At 69.3% G+C, this 17111-nt stretch carries 15 protein-coding genes; 6 read left to right on the forward strand and 9 right to left on the reverse strand.

The genetic code is table 11. The features are described from left to right. The first annotated feature begins 24 nt into the window (after window positions 1-24). Window positions 25-1935, forward strand: a complete 1911-nt coding sequence (locus tag D3218_RS10800; RefSeq protein WP_119540085.1) for a potassium transporter Kup — start codon at window positions 25-27, stop codon at window positions 1933-1935. 145 nt (window positions 1936-2080) lie between these two features. After that, window positions 2081-2335: a transcriptional regulator gene (locus D3218_RS10805; protein ID WP_119540086.1), complete on the forward strand. Its 255-nt coding sequence runs from the start codon at window positions 2081-2083 to the stop codon at window positions 2333-2335. 72 nt (window positions 2336-2407) lie between these two features. On the opposite strand, the gene D3218_RS10810 is transcribed toward D3218_RS10805, so the two are convergent. After that, the gene (locus D3218_RS10810) at window positions 2408-3469 is read right to left on the reverse strand and encodes a glycosyltransferase family 4 protein (RefSeq protein ID WP_119540087.1); all 1062 of its coding nucleotides are present in this window, start codon (window positions 3467-3469) and stop codon (window positions 2408-2410) included. A gap of 119 nt (window positions 3470-3588) precedes the next feature. On the opposite strand from D3218_RS10810, the gene D3218_RS10815 reads away from it, so the two are divergent. Then, window positions 3589-4767 (forward strand): NAD-dependent epimerase/dehydratase family protein, encoded by a 1179-nt coding sequence (locus tag D3218_RS10815; RefSeq protein WP_119540088.1) that lies wholly within the window; start codon window positions 3589-3591, stop codon window positions 4765-4767. 4 nt (window positions 4768-4771) lie between these two features. Here D3218_RS10815 and hmuQ read toward each other — a convergent pair whose 3' ends face one another. Further along, window positions 4772-5101, reverse strand: coding sequence for a heme-degrading protein HmuQ (gene hmuQ, locus D3218_RS10820; protein ID WP_119540089.1), 330 nt, complete (start codon window positions 5099-5101; stop codon window positions 4772-4774). Window positions 5102-5388: 287 nt separating this feature from the next. Here hmuQ and D3218_RS10825 point away from each other — a divergent pair, with 287 nt between their 5' ends. Next, complete coding sequence (locus D3218_RS10825; protein ID WP_119540090.1) at window positions 5389-6204, forward strand: lytic murein transglycosylase; 816 nt, start codon at window positions 5389-5391, stop codon at window positions 6202-6204. 112 nt (window positions 6205-6316) lie between these two features. Here the strand turns inward: D3218_RS10825 and D3218_RS10830 are convergent, their stop codons facing one another. From D3218_RS10830 to D3218_RS10845, 4 genes are all read right to left on the reverse strand, one after another. Then, window positions 6317-7048: a glutathione S-transferase gene (locus D3218_RS10830; RefSeq protein WP_119540091.1), complete on the reverse strand. Its 732-nt coding sequence runs from the start codon at window positions 7046-7048 to the stop codon at window positions 6317-6319. A 127-nt stretch (window positions 7049-7175) separates the two neighbouring features. Further along, window positions 7176-7967 carry an ATP-binding cassette domain-containing protein gene (locus D3218_RS10835; RefSeq protein ID WP_119540092.1) on the reverse strand — a complete coding sequence of 264 codons (792 nt, stop codon included), beginning with the start codon at window positions 7965-7967 and terminating at the stop codon, window positions 7176-7178. Continuing rightward, window positions 7967-9043 (reverse strand): ABC transporter permease, encoded by a 1077-nt coding sequence (locus D3218_RS10840; RefSeq protein WP_119540093.1) that lies wholly within the window; start codon window positions 9041-9043, stop codon window positions 7967-7969. The genes D3218_RS10835 and D3218_RS10840 overlap by 1 nt, the downstream gene beginning before the upstream one ends. 122 nt (window positions 9044-9165) lie before the next feature. Beyond that, window positions 9166-10140: a sugar ABC transporter substrate-binding protein gene (locus D3218_RS10845; protein ID WP_245415019.1), complete on the reverse strand. Its 975-nt coding sequence runs from the start codon at window positions 10138-10140 to the stop codon at window positions 9166-9168. Between the two features lie 265 nt (window positions 10141-10405). On the opposite strand from D3218_RS10845, the gene D3218_RS10850 reads away from it, so the two are divergent. Next, the gene (locus D3218_RS10850; protein ID WP_245415004.1) at window positions 10406-11644 is read left to right on the forward strand and encodes an ROK family transcriptional regulator; all 1239 of its coding nucleotides are present in this window, start codon (window positions 10406-10408) and stop codon (window positions 11642-11644) included. Here D3218_RS10850 and D3218_RS10855 read toward each other — a convergent pair. Genes D3218_RS10855 through D3218_RS10865 form a run of 3 tightly spaced genes read right to left on the reverse strand, consistent with a single transcriptional unit; the run spans window position 11641 to window position 14762 of the window. Next, the gene (locus tag D3218_RS10855; RefSeq protein ID WP_119540096.1) at window positions 11641-12102 is read right to left on the reverse strand and encodes an NfeD family protein; all 462 of its coding nucleotides are present in this window, start codon (window positions 12100-12102) and stop codon (window positions 11641-11643) included. The two genes, D3218_RS10850 and D3218_RS10855, sit on opposite strands and share 4 nt — an antisense overlap. A gap of 5 nt (window positions 12103-12107) precedes the next feature. Next, entirely contained in the window at window positions 12108-13127 is a 1020-nt protein-coding gene (locus tag D3218_RS10860) for an SPFH domain-containing protein (protein WP_119540097.1), read from the reverse strand. Between the two features lie 27 nt (window positions 13128-13154). Then, window positions 13155-14762, reverse strand: a complete 1608-nt coding sequence (locus tag D3218_RS10865; protein WP_119540098.1) for a bifunctional metallophosphatase/5'-nucleotidase — start codon at window positions 14760-14762, stop codon at window positions 13155-13157. 150 nt (window positions 14763-14912) lie between these two features. On the opposite strand from D3218_RS10865, the gene D3218_RS10870 reads away from it, so the two are divergent. Next, window positions 14913-17093: a malate synthase G gene (locus D3218_RS10870; RefSeq protein ID WP_119540099.1), complete on the forward strand. Its 2181-nt coding sequence runs from the start codon at window positions 14913-14915 to the stop codon at window positions 17091-17093. Window positions 17094-17111 lie beyond the last annotated feature (18 nt).

Here is a 17111-nt window from a genome sequence, read left to right on the forward strand (position 1 = left end):
CATCCCGGAGGCCTCGTTCGAGGAATGACCAGCGGTCAGGCGGCTCCTGCGGCCGAGACGCAGCTCAAGACGCGCGAGAACCCCCATTCCAAGGGGATGGCCCCGCTGGTCCTCGGGAGCATCGGCGTCGTCTATGGCGATATCGGGACCAGTCCGCTCTATGCGATGAAGGAATCGCTGCTGCATGTCGGCGGCGTGCCCTCGGCCAGCGAGATCATCGGCATCGTGTCGCTTCTGGTCTGGTCGCTGATCTTCGTGGTCACGGTGAAATACGTGATGCTGGTGCTGCGCGCCGACAACCAGGGAGAGGGTGGGGCGCTGTCGCTGATGGCGCTGGCGCAGAAGGCGCTCGCCAAGCCCAACAGGATCATCATGGGCCTCGGCATCGTCGGCGCCGCGCTGTTCTACGGCGACGCCATCCTGACGCCTGCCGTGTCCGTCCTGTCGGCGGTGGAGGGCCTCAAGGTGGCCGCGCCCGGGCTCGACCCCTACATCGTGCCGATCGCGCTGGCCGTGATCATCGCCCTCTACGCCGTGCAGTCCTTCGGCACCTCGCTGGTCGCCCGCTTCTTCGGCCCGATCATGTCGGTGTGGTTCATCGCGCTGGCGCTGATCGGCCTGTCGCATATCGGCGACGCGCCGCAGATCCTCCATGCGCTGAACCCGATCAACGGGTTCTGGTTCATGACCAGCCACGGCATCGTCGGCTTCACGGTGCTCGGCTCGGTGTTCCTGGCCGTCACGGGCGCCGAGGCGCTGTATGCGGACATGGGCCATTTCGGCAAGCGGCCGATCCAGTTCGCATGGCTCGGCTTCGTCGGGCCGGCGCTGCTGCTCAACTACCTCGGGCAGGGCGCCTTCGCGCTGCACGACCCGGCGGTGCTGCCCAATCTGTTCTTCCTGTCCGCCCCCGACTGGGCGCGCGTCCCGCTGGTGATCCTCGCGACCATGGCCACGATCATCGCCGGCCAGGCGGTGATCACCGGCGCCTTCTCGCTGACGCAGCAGGCGATCCAGCTCGGCCTCCTGCCGCGCCTCCAGATCGAGTACACGTCCGAGACCGAACAGGGGCAGATCTACCTGCCGACCGTCAACTGGCTGATGCTGATCGGCGTGGTCCTCCTGGTCCTGTTCTTCCAGGACTCCTCCTCGCTCGCCGCCGCCTACGGCATCGCCGTCACCGGCACCATGGTGGTGACCAGCCTTCTGGCGGTGGTGGTGTTCGCCTATGGATGGAAATGGGGGCTCGGCCTCGCGGTCGCCGTGGTGACGCCGTTCCTCCTGATCGACCTCGCCTACCTCGCGGCCAACCTCTTGAAGCTCGCCGACGGCGGCTACCTGCCGCTGGTGATCGGCGGCTGCATCGTGGTGCTGATGGCGGTGTGGGTGCGCGGGGTGCGCCTTCTCAACACCAAGGCGGCCCAGCAGAACCTGTCGCTGGAGACCTTCATCAAGGCGATGGAGACCTCGTCGGTGTCGCGCGTCGCGGGGACGGCGATGTATCTCACCTCGACGCCCGAGACCGTGCCCTCGGCGCTCCTGCACAACCTCAAGCACAACCGCGTCCTGCACGAGCGCAACGTCATCGTCACCATCCGCACCGAGAACACGCCCTACGTGCCGCTAGCCGAGCGGATCGACTATCGCGAGCTGGCGCCCGGCTTCGCGCGCATCGCGCTGCACTACGGCTTCCTGGAGGAGCCCAACCTCGTGCAGGCGCTGATCCAGCTCCGCGAGACGGGCGTGAAGTTCGACGTGATGTCGACCACCTTCTTCGTCGGCCGTCGGCGCATCCGCTCTGCGGCGCGCTCGGAGATGCCGCGCTGGCAGAGCCAGCTCTTCATCAAGATGGCGCGGCACTCCTACGACATGATCGATTACTACAGGATCCCCGCCAACCGCGTGGTGGAACTGGGAACCTACGTCACCTTGTGAGCCGCCGCCGGCCTCGCAGCCCGCCTCCGCCGCCCTAGATACTCAGGTGAGCGGCCGCCCTGGCCGCCATGCCGGGTTTTCCGCAATCGGGGGGGCAGCCCCCCGTGCGCTCGGATCAAGGTCCCGGCCGGGAAGGACGTGCTTCATGGACATGCCAGTGAGGAGCGAGACGCTGCGCAGCAGCGAGCTCGGCGACATTGCCAACCGCGCCGAGAAGGGTTCGGCGATGCGCCTGATCCGCGCCGAGACCAAGGCCACCAACGACAAGACCGCGCGCCTTCGGGCGCTACGCCTCGCCCGCGAGGCCGAGGAAGCCGTCGTCGCCGCCGCCGAGGCGGCCGCCAAGCCCGCCAAGCGCCCGCGCAAGACGGCCGCCAAGGTCACCGCGAAGGTCGCCTGACCCGAGGGGTGGTTCCCCGGCGGGCCGACGACGGGCCGCCGGTGGAACCGGTTCGCAGTGGCCCGAAGACCTTCAGGCCGCAGGCGCCAGCCGCGCCGGACGGCCCCAGACATCCTCCGGGATCCCCACGAGATTCGCCTCGAACTCGCGCGAGCAGGTTTCCCAGGAAAACCCTTCCGCAAAGCGTCGGCATCCGTCCCGATCGATCTTCAGGGCGGCCAGAGCCGCCGCGCGCAGGTCCTCCGACAGGACGGCGTGCGGCGTGCCGCCCACGATGTCGCGCGGGCCGGGCACGGGCAGAGCCGCCACGGGCGTGCCGCAGGCCAGCGCCTCCAGCACCACGAGGCCGAAGGTCTCGAAGCGCGAGGGAAACACGAAGACGTCGGCCGCCGACAGGTGGCGCGCGAGGTCCGCGCCGTGCCGGTAGCCGAGGAAATGCGCGTCCAGATGGGCCGCCTTCAGCCGCGCGTTGGCCGGCCCGTCGCCGACCACGACCTTGGAGCCCGGAAGGTCGAGGCCGAGAAAGGCCGGCAGGTTCTTCTCGTCGGACACCCGGCCGAGATACAGGAAGATCGGACGGGGCAGGGCGAGGAAGTCGACGTCGAAGCCGGCCTCGCCGCGGCAGGGATGGAAGAGCTCGGTGTCCACCGCCCGGCCCCAGCGGCAGATGTTGTGGAAGCCCCGCTCGGCGAGCTCGTGCTCCAGCGTCTGGGTCTGCACCATGATGGCGGCCCCGCCGTTGTGGAACCAGCGCTGGGCCGCGTAGGCGGCGGCGGACCCGAAGCCGAGCTTGCGGTCGAAGTAGTCGCCGAAGCGGGTGTGGTACGAGGTGGTGAAGGGAATGCCGCGCGCGCGGCAGAAACGGCGCATGGACAGGCCGATCGTGCCCTCCACGGGGATGTGGATCGAATCCGGGCGGAAGGCTTTTACGCGCCGCGCGATGGTTCGGCCGGGCGCGACCGCCAGGCGCACCTCGGGGTAGCCGGGCGCCGGCACGGTGTGCGGGCAGTCGGCAGGCCCGAAGAGTTCGACCTCGTGGCCGAAGCGACGCAGCCAGCCGGCCGTCGTCTCCAGCACCCGGACGACGCCGTTGACCTGCGGTTCGGCGGCGTCGGACGCGATCAGGATACGCATGTTTGGACTTCCCCCAACCGGTGGAAACGGAAGGTCCGTTTCCGAATGCATTTCACGATGATAGAGCTTGCTTCGACGAAGCGTGCCGGGGCACGCCACGAGACGAAAGTGATGTCCGCATGAAGGTGATTGTTCTGGGTGGCGACGGGTTCTGCGGATGGGCGACCGCCCTGCACCTGTCGGCCGAAGGGCACCATGTGACCATCGTCGACAACCTGGTGCGTCGACGCACGGACGAGGAGCTCGGCGTGTCCAGCCTGACGCCGATCCGCTCCATCGAGGAGCGGCTCCAGGCGTGGCGCGAGACGCGCAACACCCCGATCGACTTCGTCCTGCTCGACGTCGCCAAGGACTACGACCGGCTGGAGGCGCTGTTCCGCGACGTGGCGCCGGACGCCATCGTCCACTTCGCCGAGCAGCGCGCGGCCCCCTATTCGATGAAGTCGCCCTGGCACAAGCGCTACACGGTCGACAACAACGTCAACGCCACCTCGGCCGTGCTCTGCGCCATGGTGGAGGCGTGTCCCGAGGCCCACCTCGTCCATCTTGGCACGATGGGCGTCTACGGCTACGGCAAGACCAAGGGCATGACGATCCCGGAAGGGTATATCGACGCCACGCTGCGCTCGGCCGGCGCACAGGCCGATGTCGAGATCCTCTACCCGGTGGATCCCGGCTCGATCTACCATATGACGAAGACCCTCGATCAGCTCCTCTTTCTCTACTACGCCAAGAATGACGGTTTGAAGATCACCGATCTGCACCAGGGGATCGTCTGGGGCACGTCGACGCCGGAGACCGATCTCGACGAGCGCCTGGTCAACCGGTTCGACTACGACGGCGACTACGGCACCGTGCTCAACCGCTTCCTCGCCCAGGCGGCGATCGGCCACCCGCTCACCGTCCACGGCACGGGCGGCCAGACGCGCGCCTTCATCCATATCCGCGACACGGTGCGCTGCATCGCGCTGGCCATCCAGGCGCCACCCCGGCGCGGCGACCGGGTTCAGATCATGAACCAGATGACCGAGACGCACCGGGTGCGCGATCTGGCGCAGATGGTATCGCGCATGACCGGGGTGCCGGTCGAGCATCTCGACAACCCGCGCAAGGAGATGGCCGAGAACGACCTCGTGGTGGCCAACGATTCGCTGATCCGGCTCGGTCTGGAGCCGACGCGCCTGTCGGACGGGCTGATGGAGGAGGTGGTCGAGGTGGCCGGCCGCAACAAGGACCGTTGCGACACCAGCCGGATCGTCTGCTCCTCGCTCTGGGTCCGCCCGATCGCCGCCGAATAGGGCGTCAGCTCCGACGGCCTTCGGCATCGACGGTCTGTATCACCTCGAAGCCCTCGAATTCGGGGTGTCCGAGATAGAGCGGGCGGGTGCTGCCGGCCCCGCGATGCGAGGCGCGGAAGGCCTCCGATCGCGTCCAGCCCTCGAAGGCCTCGCGGCTCTCCCAGATCGTGTGCGAGGCGTAGAGGCGGTGGTCCTCGCGCTCGGGGCCCTTCAGCATGTGGAACTCGCGAAAGCCGGGCACGGTGTGCAGGTGCGTCTCGCGGTTGGCCCAGAGCGCCTCGAACTCGTCGGCGGCGTCGGGCAGGACCTTGAAGCGGTTCATGGCGATGAACATCGGCGGACTTTCCGGGAATCGAGGCAATGTCGCGCCGGAGGATAGGGCCTCCCGTCCGGGCCGGCCAGTCCGTGCGGTGCTCGCGAAAGCGTGAGCGCGCACGGGTTGATCCGGGCGAAAAACGGTCCGGCGGCGCCTCTTCGCAAACGCTTTCTTGTTGTTTAAGGCGGGAGAATCAATCCACGGTGGTGCCTGTCCCGGGCTCCGCGCGAATCGCCACGACCAATGGCCGGCTTGAGCCCTTCGGGGGTATGCGCCGGCGGACGCAAACCTTGAGGGACCATCGCATGAGAAGACTTCCGCTCCTTCGCGCGGCGCTCGCGGCCGCCGCGCTCACCGTCGCCGCTCCCGCGCTCGCCCAGAGCTGCGGCAATTCCTCGGCCGGGTTCGGCCCCTGGTTGGAAAGCTTCAAGCGACAGGCGGCCGCCGGCGGCATCTCGCAGAACACGCTCCAGACCGCGCTCGGCAACGTCAGCTACGACCCCAAGGTCATCAGCCTCGACCGCAACCAGAAGAGCTTCAAGCTTTCGCTGGACGCCTTCATGGAGCGGCGCGCGCCCGCCTCCTTCGTCAAGAAGGGCAAGGGCATCATCGCGCAGAACCGCGACCTCCTGAACCGGATCGAGCAGCGCTACGGCGTCCAGAAGGAGATCCTGGTCGCGATCTGGGGCATGGAGACGGGCTTCGGCGCCAACTCCGGCAACATGAACATCTTCCGCTCGCTGGCCACCCTCTCCTACGACTGCCGCCGCTCGGACTTCTTCACCGAGGAGCTGATGGCCGCGCTCGAGATCGTGGACCGGGGCGACAAGCGCGCCGCCGACATGAAGGGCGCCTGGGCCGGCGAGATCGGCCAGACGCAGTTCCTCGCCAAGAACTACCTGCGCTACGCGGTGGACTTCGACGGCGACGGCCGGCGCGACCTGATCCGCTCCAAGGCGGACGTTCTCGCCTCCACCGCCAACTTCCTCAAGCAGCACGGCTGGATCGCCGGCGCCGGCTACAATCCGGGTGAGCCGAACTTCGCGCGCCTCGTGGATTGGAACCGCGCCACCGTCTACCAGCAGGGCCTCGCGCTCTTCGCGACCAAGCTGGCGAACTGACACGCGGCGCGCCGGCAAGGCCGGAGCCGGACCTCGATAGAGAAGGGCGGTGGCGCGGTGCGCGGCCGCCCTTTTTCCATGGTCCGCCGCCGCGCGCAGCCGATCCGCCGCTTCAGTCGCCGTCGAGCTCCGGGTAGCGGCGGAAGACGCCGTCCTCGTTGAAGGCGATGCGGCGGGAGCTGGCGAGGTAGCGGGCCACCGGCGGATGGGCGGCGACCCGCTCGCACAGCGCGACGAGGCGCGGATGATCGCCCTCCAGCACGGCCATGCGCCGGGGGAAGGCGTAGCGGAGCCCTTCCACGACCTGGAACAGGCCGAGATCGGCGTGGGCCAGCCGTCCGCCCGCCAGGACGCCGCTCGGGTTGGCCGCGAGCAGGCGCTCGTACCAGCCCAGGAACTTCGGCATGCGCTCGCGCCGGAACGCTTCCGCGCGCCGCAGCGCCTCCGGCTTCTGGTCCTCGTAGAAGAGGCCAGCGGCCACGGGATGGTGCGTGTCGTGCGCCTCCGCCACGAGATCGGCCGTGGTCAGTGCGATCGTGCGGGCGAACAGGCGGTCGTCCTCCCGGTCGGGCGCCAGCCCCAGCCGCTCGCCGAGCCAGGCCGAAATCTCGGCCGCCTGCGCCACGAGGCGCTCGCCCTGGACCAGGAAGGGCGGGGCGAAGGGGATGCGTCCGTGCAGGCCGGTCCGCAGGATGCGCATCATGGCGGGCACGCCGCCGCCGTCGGATTCGGCCAGCCGCCCCATGTCGCGATAGGAGGCCTCGGCCGCTTCCAGGACGAGCCGGGGAAACTCGCCGCGCCCCTGGAGGCCGGGCCAGTAGTAGAGGTCGAAGCGTTCGGTCATCGCGCGGGGCTCCCGTCGCATGCCGCCATGAAAGCTCGGCCGGCGAGCCCCCGTGTCGACGATGCGGTGGCGCGCAACAGACGAAGCCGGCGCGCGGCCGGCGTCGACGGGCGATGCGGCAGCCGCGTCAGGCCGCCAGGATCTCCGGCTCCGGCGACTTCGCGCCGGTCATCAGCGCCACGGCGTCGGACATGGAGATCGACTTCGGGTCCACCACGCAGAGCCGCTTGGACAGGCGGTGGATGTGGATGCGGTCGGCGATCTCGAAGACGTGGGGCATGTTGTGCGAGATGAGCACGATCGGCAGGCCACGCGCGCGCACCTCGAGGATGAGGTCGAGCACCTTGCGCGATTCCTTGACGCCCAGCGCCGCGGTCGGCTCGTCCAGGATCAGCACCTTGGAGCCGAAGGCGGCGGCGCGCGCCACGGCCACGCCCTGGCGCTGGCCGCCCGAGAGCGTCTCCGCCGCCTGGTCGATGTTCTGGATGGTCATCAGTCCGAGCTCGGACAGCTTCTCGCGGGCGATCTTGCGCATGCGCGGCTTGTCGAGCATGCGCAGATAGGAGCCGAGCGGCCCCTCGCGGCGCAGCTCACGCCCGAGGAACATGTTGTCGGCGATCGACAGGGCGGGCGACAGCGCGAGCTGCTGGTAGACCGTCTCGATGCCCGCGTCGCGCGCCGCCTGCGGATTGGCGAAGGTGGCGGGCTTGCCATCGAGCCGGATCTCGCCCGAATCGGGCGTCACCGCGCCCGAAAGCGCCTTGATGAGGGTCGACTTGCCGGCGCCGTTGTCGCCGATCACGGCCAGGATCTCGCCGGGATAGAGGTCGAAGTCGGCGTTGTCGATCGCCACCACGCGGCCGTATCGCTTGTTCAGGCCGCGCGCCTGCAGGACGGGTTGGGTGCCGAGTTGAACCATCACGCGGAAACCTTTCTGATCCACTGGTCGGCCGCCACGGCCAGGATGATGAGAGCACCGACGGTCAGGCGTGTCCACTGCGGATCGGTTCCGTAGATGCGCAGGCCCATGGCGAACACGCCGACGATCAGGGCGCCCACCAGCGTGCCGAGCACCGAGCCGCGCCCGCCGAAGAGCGAGGTGCCGCCGATCACCACGGCGGTGATCGCCTGGATGTTGGCCTCGTAGCCAGAGGTCGGCGAGACCGAGCCGATGCGCCCGATCAGCGCCCAGCCGGCGAAGGCGCAGATCAGCCCCGACACCGCGTAGACCGAGATCAGGACCTTGTTGGAGCGGATGCCCGACAGGCGCGCGGCGTCCTCGTCGTCGCCGATCGCGTAGACGTGCCGTCCCCAGGACGTGTAGTTCAGGATGTAGTAGAACAGCGCCACCAGGACGATCACGCTCACCACGGCATAGGTGAACACCGCGCCGCCGAGCTGGAACGTGTTGCCCAGGAACTGGAGGAGCGGCGCCTCCGCGGTCACGTCCTGCGCCCGGATCGTGGCGTTCTGGGTGTAGATGAAGTTGATCGCCTCGTAGACGAACCACATGCCGAGCGTGACGATGAAGGGTGGCAGTCGCACCTTGGCGACCAGCACGCCGTTGATCGCGCCGCACAGCGTTCCCACCGCGAAGCCGACCAGGATGGCGATCGGCGCCGGCACCCCGTTCATCACCGCCAGGTTGCCCATGATCACCGAGGACAGGACCATGATCGCGCCGACCGAAAGGTCGATGCCCGCGGTCAGGATGATGAGCGTCTGGGCCACGCCCACGATGCCGACGATCGCCACCTGCTGCAGGATCAGCGTCATCGTGAAGGCGTTGAAGAAGCGTTGCCCGATCAGGAGGCCGAACACCATGATGCCGAACAGGAGCACGATGATCGGCACCATGGTCGGGTTGCCGTGCAGGAAGTGCTGGAGATGCTGGAGCGGCGTCCGGCCATGGCCGGAGAAGTCGGCCACGCGCGTATCGCTCTTGGCGAGACCGGACTCGAATTCGCTGCCCTTGCTAGACGTGGTTTCGCTCATGGAACGAGGCCTCCCGAGGGGCTTTGGGCCGGGGCTGGCGCCGGCGATGCGCGGGGGTGGATGTCGGGCGACGCGACGTCGGGCGGCGGAAGGTCGAAAGACCTCCCGCCGCCCGCCGATCGTCAGCCCCAGCAGGCCTTGGCGGCAGCCTCGGTGTCCATCGACGTCACGCCGTCCACCGGCTGGTCGGTGACGAGATCGACGCCCGTGTTGGTGATCTCGAGGCCGGCCGAGGCCTCCGGCTTGGCGCCGCTCTCGGCGAACGTCTTGACCGCCTCGACGCCCATCGAGGCCATCTTCAGCGGATACTGCATGGAGGTCGCGCCGATCACCCCGTCCTTGACGTTGGCGATGCCGGGGCAGCCGCCGTCCACGGAGACGATGGTCACCTTGTCGGCGAGACCCAGGCCCTTGAGCGCCTCGTAGGCGCCGGCCGCGGCGGGCTCGTTGATCGTGTAGACGAGGTTGACGGTCGGATCCTTCTGGAGAAGGTTCTCCATGGCCTGGCGGCCGCCTTCCTCGTTGCCGTTGGTCACGTCGTGGCCGACGATGCGCTTGTCGTCCTCGTCGCCCACCACGTCCTTGTTCTTCACGTCGATGCCGAAGCCCTGCATGAAGCCCTGGTCGCGCAGGACGGCGACGGAAGGCTGCTGCGGGGTAAGGTCGAGGAAGGCGATGCGGGCGTTCTCGGCCTCCGCGCCCATCTTGGCCTTGGCCCACTGGCCGATCAGCACGCCCGCCTCGAAATTGTCGGTGGCGAAGGTGGCGTCGGCGGCGTTCAGCGGCTCCAGCGGCGTGTCGAGCGCGATCACGATCAGGCCGGCGTCGCGGGCCTTCTGCACGGAGGGCACGATGCCCTTGGTGTCCGAGGCGGCGATCAGGATGCCCTTGGCGCCCGCCGCGATGCAGCTCTCGATCGCCTGGACCTGGCTGTCGGAATCACCGTCGACGCGTCCCGCGTAGGACTGAAGATTGATGCCGAGCTCCTTGGCCTTGGCCTCAGCGCCCTCCTTCATCTTCACGAAGAACGGATTGGTGTCCGTCTTGGTGATCAGGCAGACGGTCATGGGCGACTGGGCGGAGGCGCCGGCCGTCATGGCGGCGAGACCGAGCGCGCCGAGCGCGGCGGAAGCGAGGAAGCGACGAAGCTGCAAGAAACATCTCCCGAAACTGGATGCGACGCCCATCATGGCGCCCCGCCGGGCGAATCTCCTCGTCCGCACCGAGCCGGGGCATCCAACAACCTCGGGATGAAACTGTCAATCGATAACTCAACGAGATTTATTTATTTATTGACAGGGTTTGCCGGCTGGTGAAATGTCGCGCATCGCCGCCCGATCGGGCGGCCGGGGGACCACACGCATGGACGAGGCGATGCCGACAGGCGGCGAGGCGCCGGGGAGTTCCGTTCGCGAATCGACCGACGAGCGCCTGCGCGGCTCGAACCAGGCGGGGCTGCGGGTCCACAACGAGCGCGCCGTCCTGTCGCTGATCCGCCGCCACGGTGAACTCGCCAAGTCGCAGATCGCCCGCCTGTCCGGCCTGTCGCCGCAGACCGCCTCCGTGATCATGCGCTCGCTGGAGGCGGAGGGGCTGGTGCTGGCGGGCGAGCCGCGGCGCGGCCGCGTCGGCCAGCCCTCCGTGCCGATGCGCCTCAATCCCGACGGCGCCTTCTCGTTCGGGCTCAAGCTCGGACGGCGCACCAGCGAGATCGTGCTGATGGACTTCGTGGGGCAGGTGCGCGACTCGCGCGACGTGCTCTACCGCTTTCCTCGCCGCTCGGAGGTGCAGGCCTTCGTGGAGCGGGGGGTGGCGGACCTGCGCGCCGCGCTGCCGCCGGCGCTGCGCCGGCGCATCGCGGGGCTGGGCGTCGGCATGCCCTTCCAGCTCTGGTCCTGGGGCGAGGCCAACGGCGCGCCGGCCGGCGAGATGGAGGAATGGCGCCATCTCGACGTCGCCGCCGAACTCGAGGCCTCCACCGGCGAGGCGGTCTACGTGGCCAACGACGTCACCGCCGCCTGCGGTGCGGAACAGGCCTTCGGCGCGATCGATTCGGCCGACTACATCTACTTCTTCGTCGGCGCGTTCGTGGGCGGGGGCATCGTGGTCGACGGGGCCTTGGTGCCGGGGCGGACCGGCAATGCCGGGGCGCTCGGCTCCATGCCCGTGCCCGCCCCCGGCGGCGGGCGGCACCAGCTCATCCACGCCGCCTCGATCCACGTCCTGGAGCGGCGGGTGGAGGAGGCGGGCCGTTCGGCGGTGGAGCTCTGGCGCAAGGACGCCGACTGGACCGGGCTCGGCACGCTCCTGGACGACTGGATCGCGGAAGCCGCCGAGGGCCTCGCCCATGCCGTCGCCTCGGCGGTTTCCGTCTACGACTTCGAGAAGGCGGTGATCGACGGCAGCTTCCCCGTCTCCGTCCGCGCGCGCCTGACCGAGGCGACACGCGAGGCGCTCGGCCGGATCGATCTCCAGGGCCTGCCGCCGGTCGCGGTGGTGGAGGGCACGATCGGCCGCGCGGCGCGCGAGGTCGGCTCGGCGAGCCTGCCGTTCTTCGCCAAGTTCTTCCTGGATCACCGGGTGCTCCTGGCCGAGCGCTAGGGCTTCGGCGAACCCTCCCGGTCGAGGGCGCTGACGATCAGCACCGATCCCTTCGCCGCCGTCACCACGACGCCGGCGCCCACCGGAAGGTCGGGCCCTTCCGCGTTCCACCAGCCGTCCTCCACGGCGACCCGGCCGCGTCCGTCGCGGATCGCCTCGCTGACGCGCGCGCGGCGTCCGACCAGCCGGGCGGTGCGGTCGTTGAGCGGCTCGCCCGAAGGCGCCTTCGCGCGTTGCCCGTACCGGCGGTGGCCGAGCAGCGCGGCGACCCCCGAGACCACGACGAAGCCGAGGAGCTGGCTCTGCCAGGACAGGTCGAGCCCGACCAGCGCGTTGGCGCCCACCACCATCGCCCCAATCCCCAGGAACAGGAGATAGACACCGGGCAGCGCGAGCTCGCCGACCAGTAGCAGCACGCCGAGGATCCACCAGCCGTAGGCGCCCACCGCCTCGCCCATCGCGCTCAGACCTCCGGTCGCGGAAACACCACGCCGCGGCTTCTTGGCACGGAGGAGGGCGGCCGCGGCGCCGACGGAGACGGGGGATCGGCGAAGCCCGCGCGGGCGAGCTCGGCGATGCCGCCGAGCGAGCCGATCAGCGACGAGGCCTCCAGCGGCATCAGCACGACGCGCTGGTTGGGGGCGCTCGCCAGCTTGGCCAGGGCCTCGGTGTACTTCTGGGCGACGAAGTAGTTGATCGCCTGCACATCCCCGGCCGCGATGGCCTCGGACACGAGGCGCGTCGCCGTGGCCTCGGCCTCGGCCAGACGCTCGCGCGCCTCCGCCTCGCGGAAGGCTGCCTCGCGCTTGCCCTCCGCCTCGAGGATCTGCGACTGCTTCTCGCCCTCGGCGCGCAGGATCTTGGCGTTGCGCGCGCCTTCCGCCTCCAGGATCTCGGCCCGTTTCTCGCGCTCGGCCATCATCTGCCGCGCCATCGAATCCACGAGATTCTTGGGCGGGTTGATGTCCTTGATCTCGATGCGGGTGATCTTGATGCCCCAGCCGTGGGCTGCCTGGTCCACCACGCGCAGGATGCGCTCGGAGATCGTGTCGCGGTTGGACAGGAGGTCGTCGAGGTCCATCGAGCCCATGACCGAGCGCAGATTCGTCATCACGAGGTTCAGGATCGCGTATTGCAGGTTCGACACCTCGTAGGCCGCCGCCGAGGCGTCGAGGATCTGGTAGAAGGCGACGCCGTCGGCGGCGACGCTCGCGTTGTCGCGGGTGATGACCTCCTGCGTGGGGACGTCGAGCACCTGCTCCATCATGTTCATCCGGTGGCCGATGCGCTCCACGAAGGGGACGATGATGTTGAGGCCGGGCGTCAGCGTGCGCACGTAGCGGCCGAAGTTCTCGACCGTGTAGTTGTAGCCCTGCGGCACGATCTTGACCGTGGAGGCGAGCACCAGGAGGGCCGCCACCACCACGACCACGACGAACACGCTGCCGAGTCCGAGATCGAAACCCATCGAATAGCCGTTCATCGCGTTCTCGCCTCCACGCCGCTCACGTCACTCGACCTCGCGGATGCGTCCGTCGGTCGCCGCCCGGTAGGGCGTGTGCCCGTCCTGGAGGTAGGCGATCACCGCGTCCTCCATGTTGGGACCGAAGTCGTAGGCGTTCTTCGCCTCGGTGGCGAACACCGCGTAGCCGTCGCCGCCCTGGCGAAGGAAGTTGTTGGAGACCACCGTGTAGGTGGCGGCCGGATCGATCGGCACCCATTCGCCCGACGCGTCCTTCACGCGCACCGCCTTGATCCGGTCGACGCCCGGCTCGCCCTTGCGGGACCAGTCGAACTGGATGCCGGCCACCTGGGGGAAGCGGCCCGCCCCTTCCTCGACCTGGGAGACGCCGTTCTCCAGCGCCTTGCGGATGTCCGCGCCCGTGAGCTGGAAGGTGGCCAGCGTGTTCTGGAAGGGCAGGACGGTGAGAACCTCGCCCATGGTGATCGGCCCCTCGTCGATCGAGGCGCGCACGTTGCCGCCGTTGCCGATCGCGATCGTCGTGCCCTGGTCCCGGGTGCGCTCGAGGATGGCGTCGGCCACGAGGTTGCCCATCTGGCACTCGGAGACGCGGCAGGTGTCGCGCTGCCCGTCGATCGGGGCGGCCGCCTCGGCCACGACCTTGGAGCGGATCTCCTCCAGCGGCTTGGCGAGTTCGGCGACGCGCGCCTTGATCGCCTCGTCCTCGGGCACGGAGGCGTCGAGCAGGATGGGCGCACCCTCGGCCTTGGTCACGCGGCCCTGGTCGTCGAAGCTGACGGTCAGCTTTCCCAAGTACTTGGAATAGGCATAGGCCTGGACGATCGGCACGTCGCGGCCGTCCGGTCCCTTCACCAGCGTCGGATAGGGACCGGCCGCCTTCGGGTCGGTGGAGGACAGGAGCGTGTGAGAATGGCCGCCGACGATCACGTCGATCCCCGGCACCTCGGCGGCGAGGCGCTTGTCCAGCTCGTAGCCGGAATGGCTGAGCAGGATGATCTTGTTCACGCCCTCGTCGGTCAGCTTCTTCGCCTCGCGCCGGGCCGCCTCGACCGGATCGGTGAAGGTGATCGACTTGCCGGCCGCGGTGAGTTCCTGGTTGTCCCGCGGCGTCAGGCCGATGATGCCGATCCGCTCGCCGTCCTTCTCGAGCACGGTGGAAGGCTCGACCACGGCTGCCAGGCCGGGCTCCCGCACGAGGTCGGCATTGGCCATCAGCATGGGGAAACGGACGGCGCCGGCGAACTTCTCGATCACCGGCACGCCGTCGTCGAACTCGTGGTTGCCGACCGCCATCGCCTCGAAGCCGATCGTGTTCATGAACTCGGCGGCGTCGTCGTTGTGGTAGCGCGTGTAGAACAAGGAGCCCTGGCTCTGGTCGCCGGCATCGAGCAGGATCGTCGGCGTCGCGCCCGCCGCCGCCCGCTCGGCCTTCACCGCGCCCGCGATGCGCGCCACGCCCCCGAAGCAGGCCTTCTCCGCCGCGTCCTTCTCCGAACAGGGGCCGTCGGACTTCGAGATCGGCTCCACCCGGCTGTGAAAGTCGTTGATGTGGAGGATGGTGAGGTCGAAGGCGTGGGCCGGCAGCGTGGTGCCGGCGGACAGGACGGCCACGAGGCCGAGCAGGGCGGATCGCATGAAGGCTCCTTCCAAGGGACGGGCGGGAGTGTCTCGGGGCCGGGCCGCTTTGGCAAGCCTCGACCGTGCGTTCCCTACCCAACCTGTTTGACAGGGGTATTTCCTTCCCCCAAACCCACAGGCCACCGAACCAGGAGGAGGAGCCCGCCCATGACCGATACCGTCGAGATCCACGGCCTCGAGGTCGCGTCCGTGCTGAAGGCCTTCGTGGAGAACGAGGCGCTGCCGGGCACGGGCGTAAACGCGGACGGGTTCTGGCGCTCGCTGGCCGAGATCCTCGCCGATCTCGCCCCGCGCAACCGCGAGCTCCTGGCCGTGCGCGACGACATGCAGGCCCGGATCGACGCCTGGTGCCGCGAGCGGCAGGGTCGGGCGGTGGACGGTGCCGAGGCGGAGAGCTTCCTGCGCGAGATCGGCTACGTGGTGCCCGAGGGCGAAGCCTTTTCCGTGGAGACGACCGATGTCGACCCCGAAATCGCCACGGTCGCGGGCCCGCAACTCGTGGTGCCGGTGCTCAACGCGCGCTTCGCGCTGAACGCGGCCAACGCCCGCTGGGGTTCGCTCTACGACGCGCTCTACGGCACGGACGCGATCTCCGAGGAGGGCGGCGCCGAGCGGGGCGGGGACTACAACCCGGCGCGCGGCGCCAAGGTGGTCGCCTGGGTGCGCGCCTTCCTGGACCGATCGGCCCCCCTGGACGGAGCCTCCTGGGCGGAGGTGTCCGGGCTCTCGGTCGCCGGCGGCCGTCTCGTGGCGCGCGTCGGCGAGGGGGGCGAGACGGGGCTCGCCCGGCCCGACCAGTTCGCCGGCCATCGCGGGACGGCGGAGGCGCCGGAGGCGGTGCTGCTCGTCACCAACGGCCTCCATGCCGAGATCGTGATCGACGCCGCGACGCCGATCGGCAAGCTCGACCGCGCCGGCATCTCGGACGTCGTCCTGGAGAGCGCCGTCACCACCATCCAGGACTGCGAGGATTCGGTCGCAGCGGTGGACGCCGAGGACAAGGTCGCGGTCTACCGCAACTGGCTCGGCCTGATGAAGGGCGACCTCGCCGAGACCTTCCAGAAGGGCGGCCGCACGCTGACGCGCCGGCTCGCCCCCGACCGCGACTACGTGGCGCCGGACGGCTCCGCGCTGACCCTGCCGGGCCGCTCGCTCATGCTCGTGCGCAATGTCGGGCACCTGATGACCAACCCGGCGGTGCGCCTGCCGGACGGCTCGGAGGCGCCCGAGGGCATCCTCGACGCCGTGTTCACCGCGCTGATCGCGCTGCACGACCTGCGCAAGACCGATGGGCCGCGCAACAGCCGCGCCGGCTCGGTCTACATCGTGAAGCCCAAGATGCACGGGCCCGACGAGGTGGAGTTCGCCGACGAGATCTTCAGCCGCGTCGAGAGCGCGCTCGGGCTCGAGCCCGACACGCTGAAGATGGGCATCATGGACGAGGAGCGGCGCACCACGGTCAACCTCAAGGAATGCATCCGCCGGGCGCGCCGCCGGGTGGTGTTCATCAACACCGGCTTCCTGGACCGCACCGGCGACGAGATGCACACCTCGATGGAACTCGGGCCGATGATCCGCAAGGGCGACATGAAGGCCGCCACCTGGATCAAGGCCTACGAGGACCGCAACGTCGACACCGGCCTCGCCTGCGGCCTCAAGGGCCACGCGCAGATCGGCAAGGGCATGTGGGCGATGCCCGACAAGATGGCCGCCATGCTGGAGCAGAAGGTCGGGCATCCCAAGGCCGGCGCCAACACGGCCTGGGTGCCGTCGCCCACGGCCGCGACCCTCCACGCGACGCACTACCACGACGTCTCGGTGGCCAAGGTCCAGGCCGCGCTCGAGGGCCATCCGCGCACCGAGCTCGCCGATATCCTGACCATCCCCGTGGCCGTGCGCCCGAACTGGACGCCCGAGGACGTGCAGGCCGAGCTCGACAACAACGCGCAAGGGATCCTCGGCTATGTGGTGCGCTGGGTCGACCAGGGCGTCGGCTGCTCCAAGGTGCCCGACATCCACGACGTCGGCCTGATGGAGGACCGCGCCACCTGCCGCATCTCGTCCCAGCACATCGCCAACTGGCTGCGCCACGGCGTCGTCACGCGCGATCAGGTGGTCGAGACCATGCGCCGGATGGCGGCCGTGGTGGACCAGCAGAACGCCGGCGACCCCGCCTACGAGCCGATGGCGCCCGATTTCGACCGCTCCATCGCGTTCCAGGCGGCGCTGGAGCTGGTGATCGAGGGGTGCGCCCAGCCCAACGGCTACACCGAGCCGGTGCTGCACCGCCGCCGCCTGGAGAAGAAGGCCGCCGCCCGACAGGCCTGAGGCCCGGCGTGCCGGCGG

This window comes from Aureimonas flava (genome assembly GCF_003583935.1).
Lineage (GTDB): Bacteria > Pseudomonadota > Alphaproteobacteria > Rhizobiales > Rhizobiaceae > Aureimonas > Aureimonas flava.

Excerpts from the sequence above, each read along its gene's own strand:
- D3218_RS10810 (WP_119540087.1), bottom strand. The coding sequence starts at position 3,469 with ATGCGTATCCTGATCGCGTCCGACGCCGCCGAACCGCAGGTCAACGGC.
- D3218_RS10830 (WP_119540091.1), bottom strand. The coding sequence starts at position 7,048 with ATGACCGAACGCTTCGACCTCTACTACTGGCCCGGCCTCCAGGGGCGC.
- D3218_RS10835 (WP_119540092.1), bottom strand. The coding sequence starts at position 7,967 with ATGGTTCAACTCGGCACCCAACCCGTCCTGCAGGCGCGCGGCCTGAAC.
- D3218_RS10800 (WP_119540085.1), top strand. The coding sequence starts at position 25 with ATGACCAGCGGTCAGGCGGCTCCTGCGGCCGAGACGCAGCTCAAGACG.
- D3218_RS10850 (WP_245415004.1), top strand. The coding sequence starts at position 10,406 with ATGGACGAGGCGATGCCGACAGGCGGCGAGGCGCCGGGGAGTTCCGTT.
- D3218_RS10845 (WP_245415019.1), bottom strand. The coding sequence starts at position 10,140 with ATGACGGCCGGCGCCTCCGCCCAGTCGCCCATGACCGTCTGCCTGATC.
- D3218_RS10840 (WP_119540093.1), bottom strand. The coding sequence starts at position 9,043 with ATGAGCGAAACCACGTCTAGCAAGGGCAGCGAATTCGAGTCCGGTCTC.
- hmuQ (WP_119540089.1), bottom strand. The coding sequence starts at position 5,101 with ATGTTCATCGCCATGAACCGCTTCAAGGTCCTGCCCGACGCCGCCGAC.
- D3218_RS10865 (WP_119540098.1), bottom strand. The coding sequence starts at position 14,762 with ATGCGATCCGCCCTGCTCGGCCTCGTGGCCGTCCTGTCCGCCGGCACC.
- D3218_RS10855 (WP_119540096.1), bottom strand. The coding sequence starts at position 12,102 with ATGGGCGAGGCGGTGGGCGCCTACGGCTGGTGGATCCTCGGCGTGCTG.
- D3218_RS10805 (WP_119540086.1), top strand. The coding sequence starts at position 2,081 with ATGGACATGCCAGTGAGGAGCGAGACGCTGCGCAGCAGCGAGCTCGGC.
- D3218_RS10870 (WP_119540099.1), top strand. The coding sequence starts at position 14,913 with ATGACCGATACCGTCGAGATCCACGGCCTCGAGGTCGCGTCCGTGCTG.
- D3218_RS10825 (WP_119540090.1), top strand. The coding sequence starts at position 5,389 with ATGAGAAGACTTCCGCTCCTTCGCGCGGCGCTCGCGGCCGCCGCGCTC.
- D3218_RS10860 (WP_119540097.1), bottom strand. The coding sequence starts at position 13,127 with ATGAACGGCTATTCGATGGGTTTCGATCTCGGACTCGGCAGCGTGTTC.
- D3218_RS10815 (WP_119540088.1), top strand. The coding sequence starts at position 3,589 with ATGAAGGTGATTGTTCTGGGTGGCGACGGGTTCTGCGGATGGGCGACC.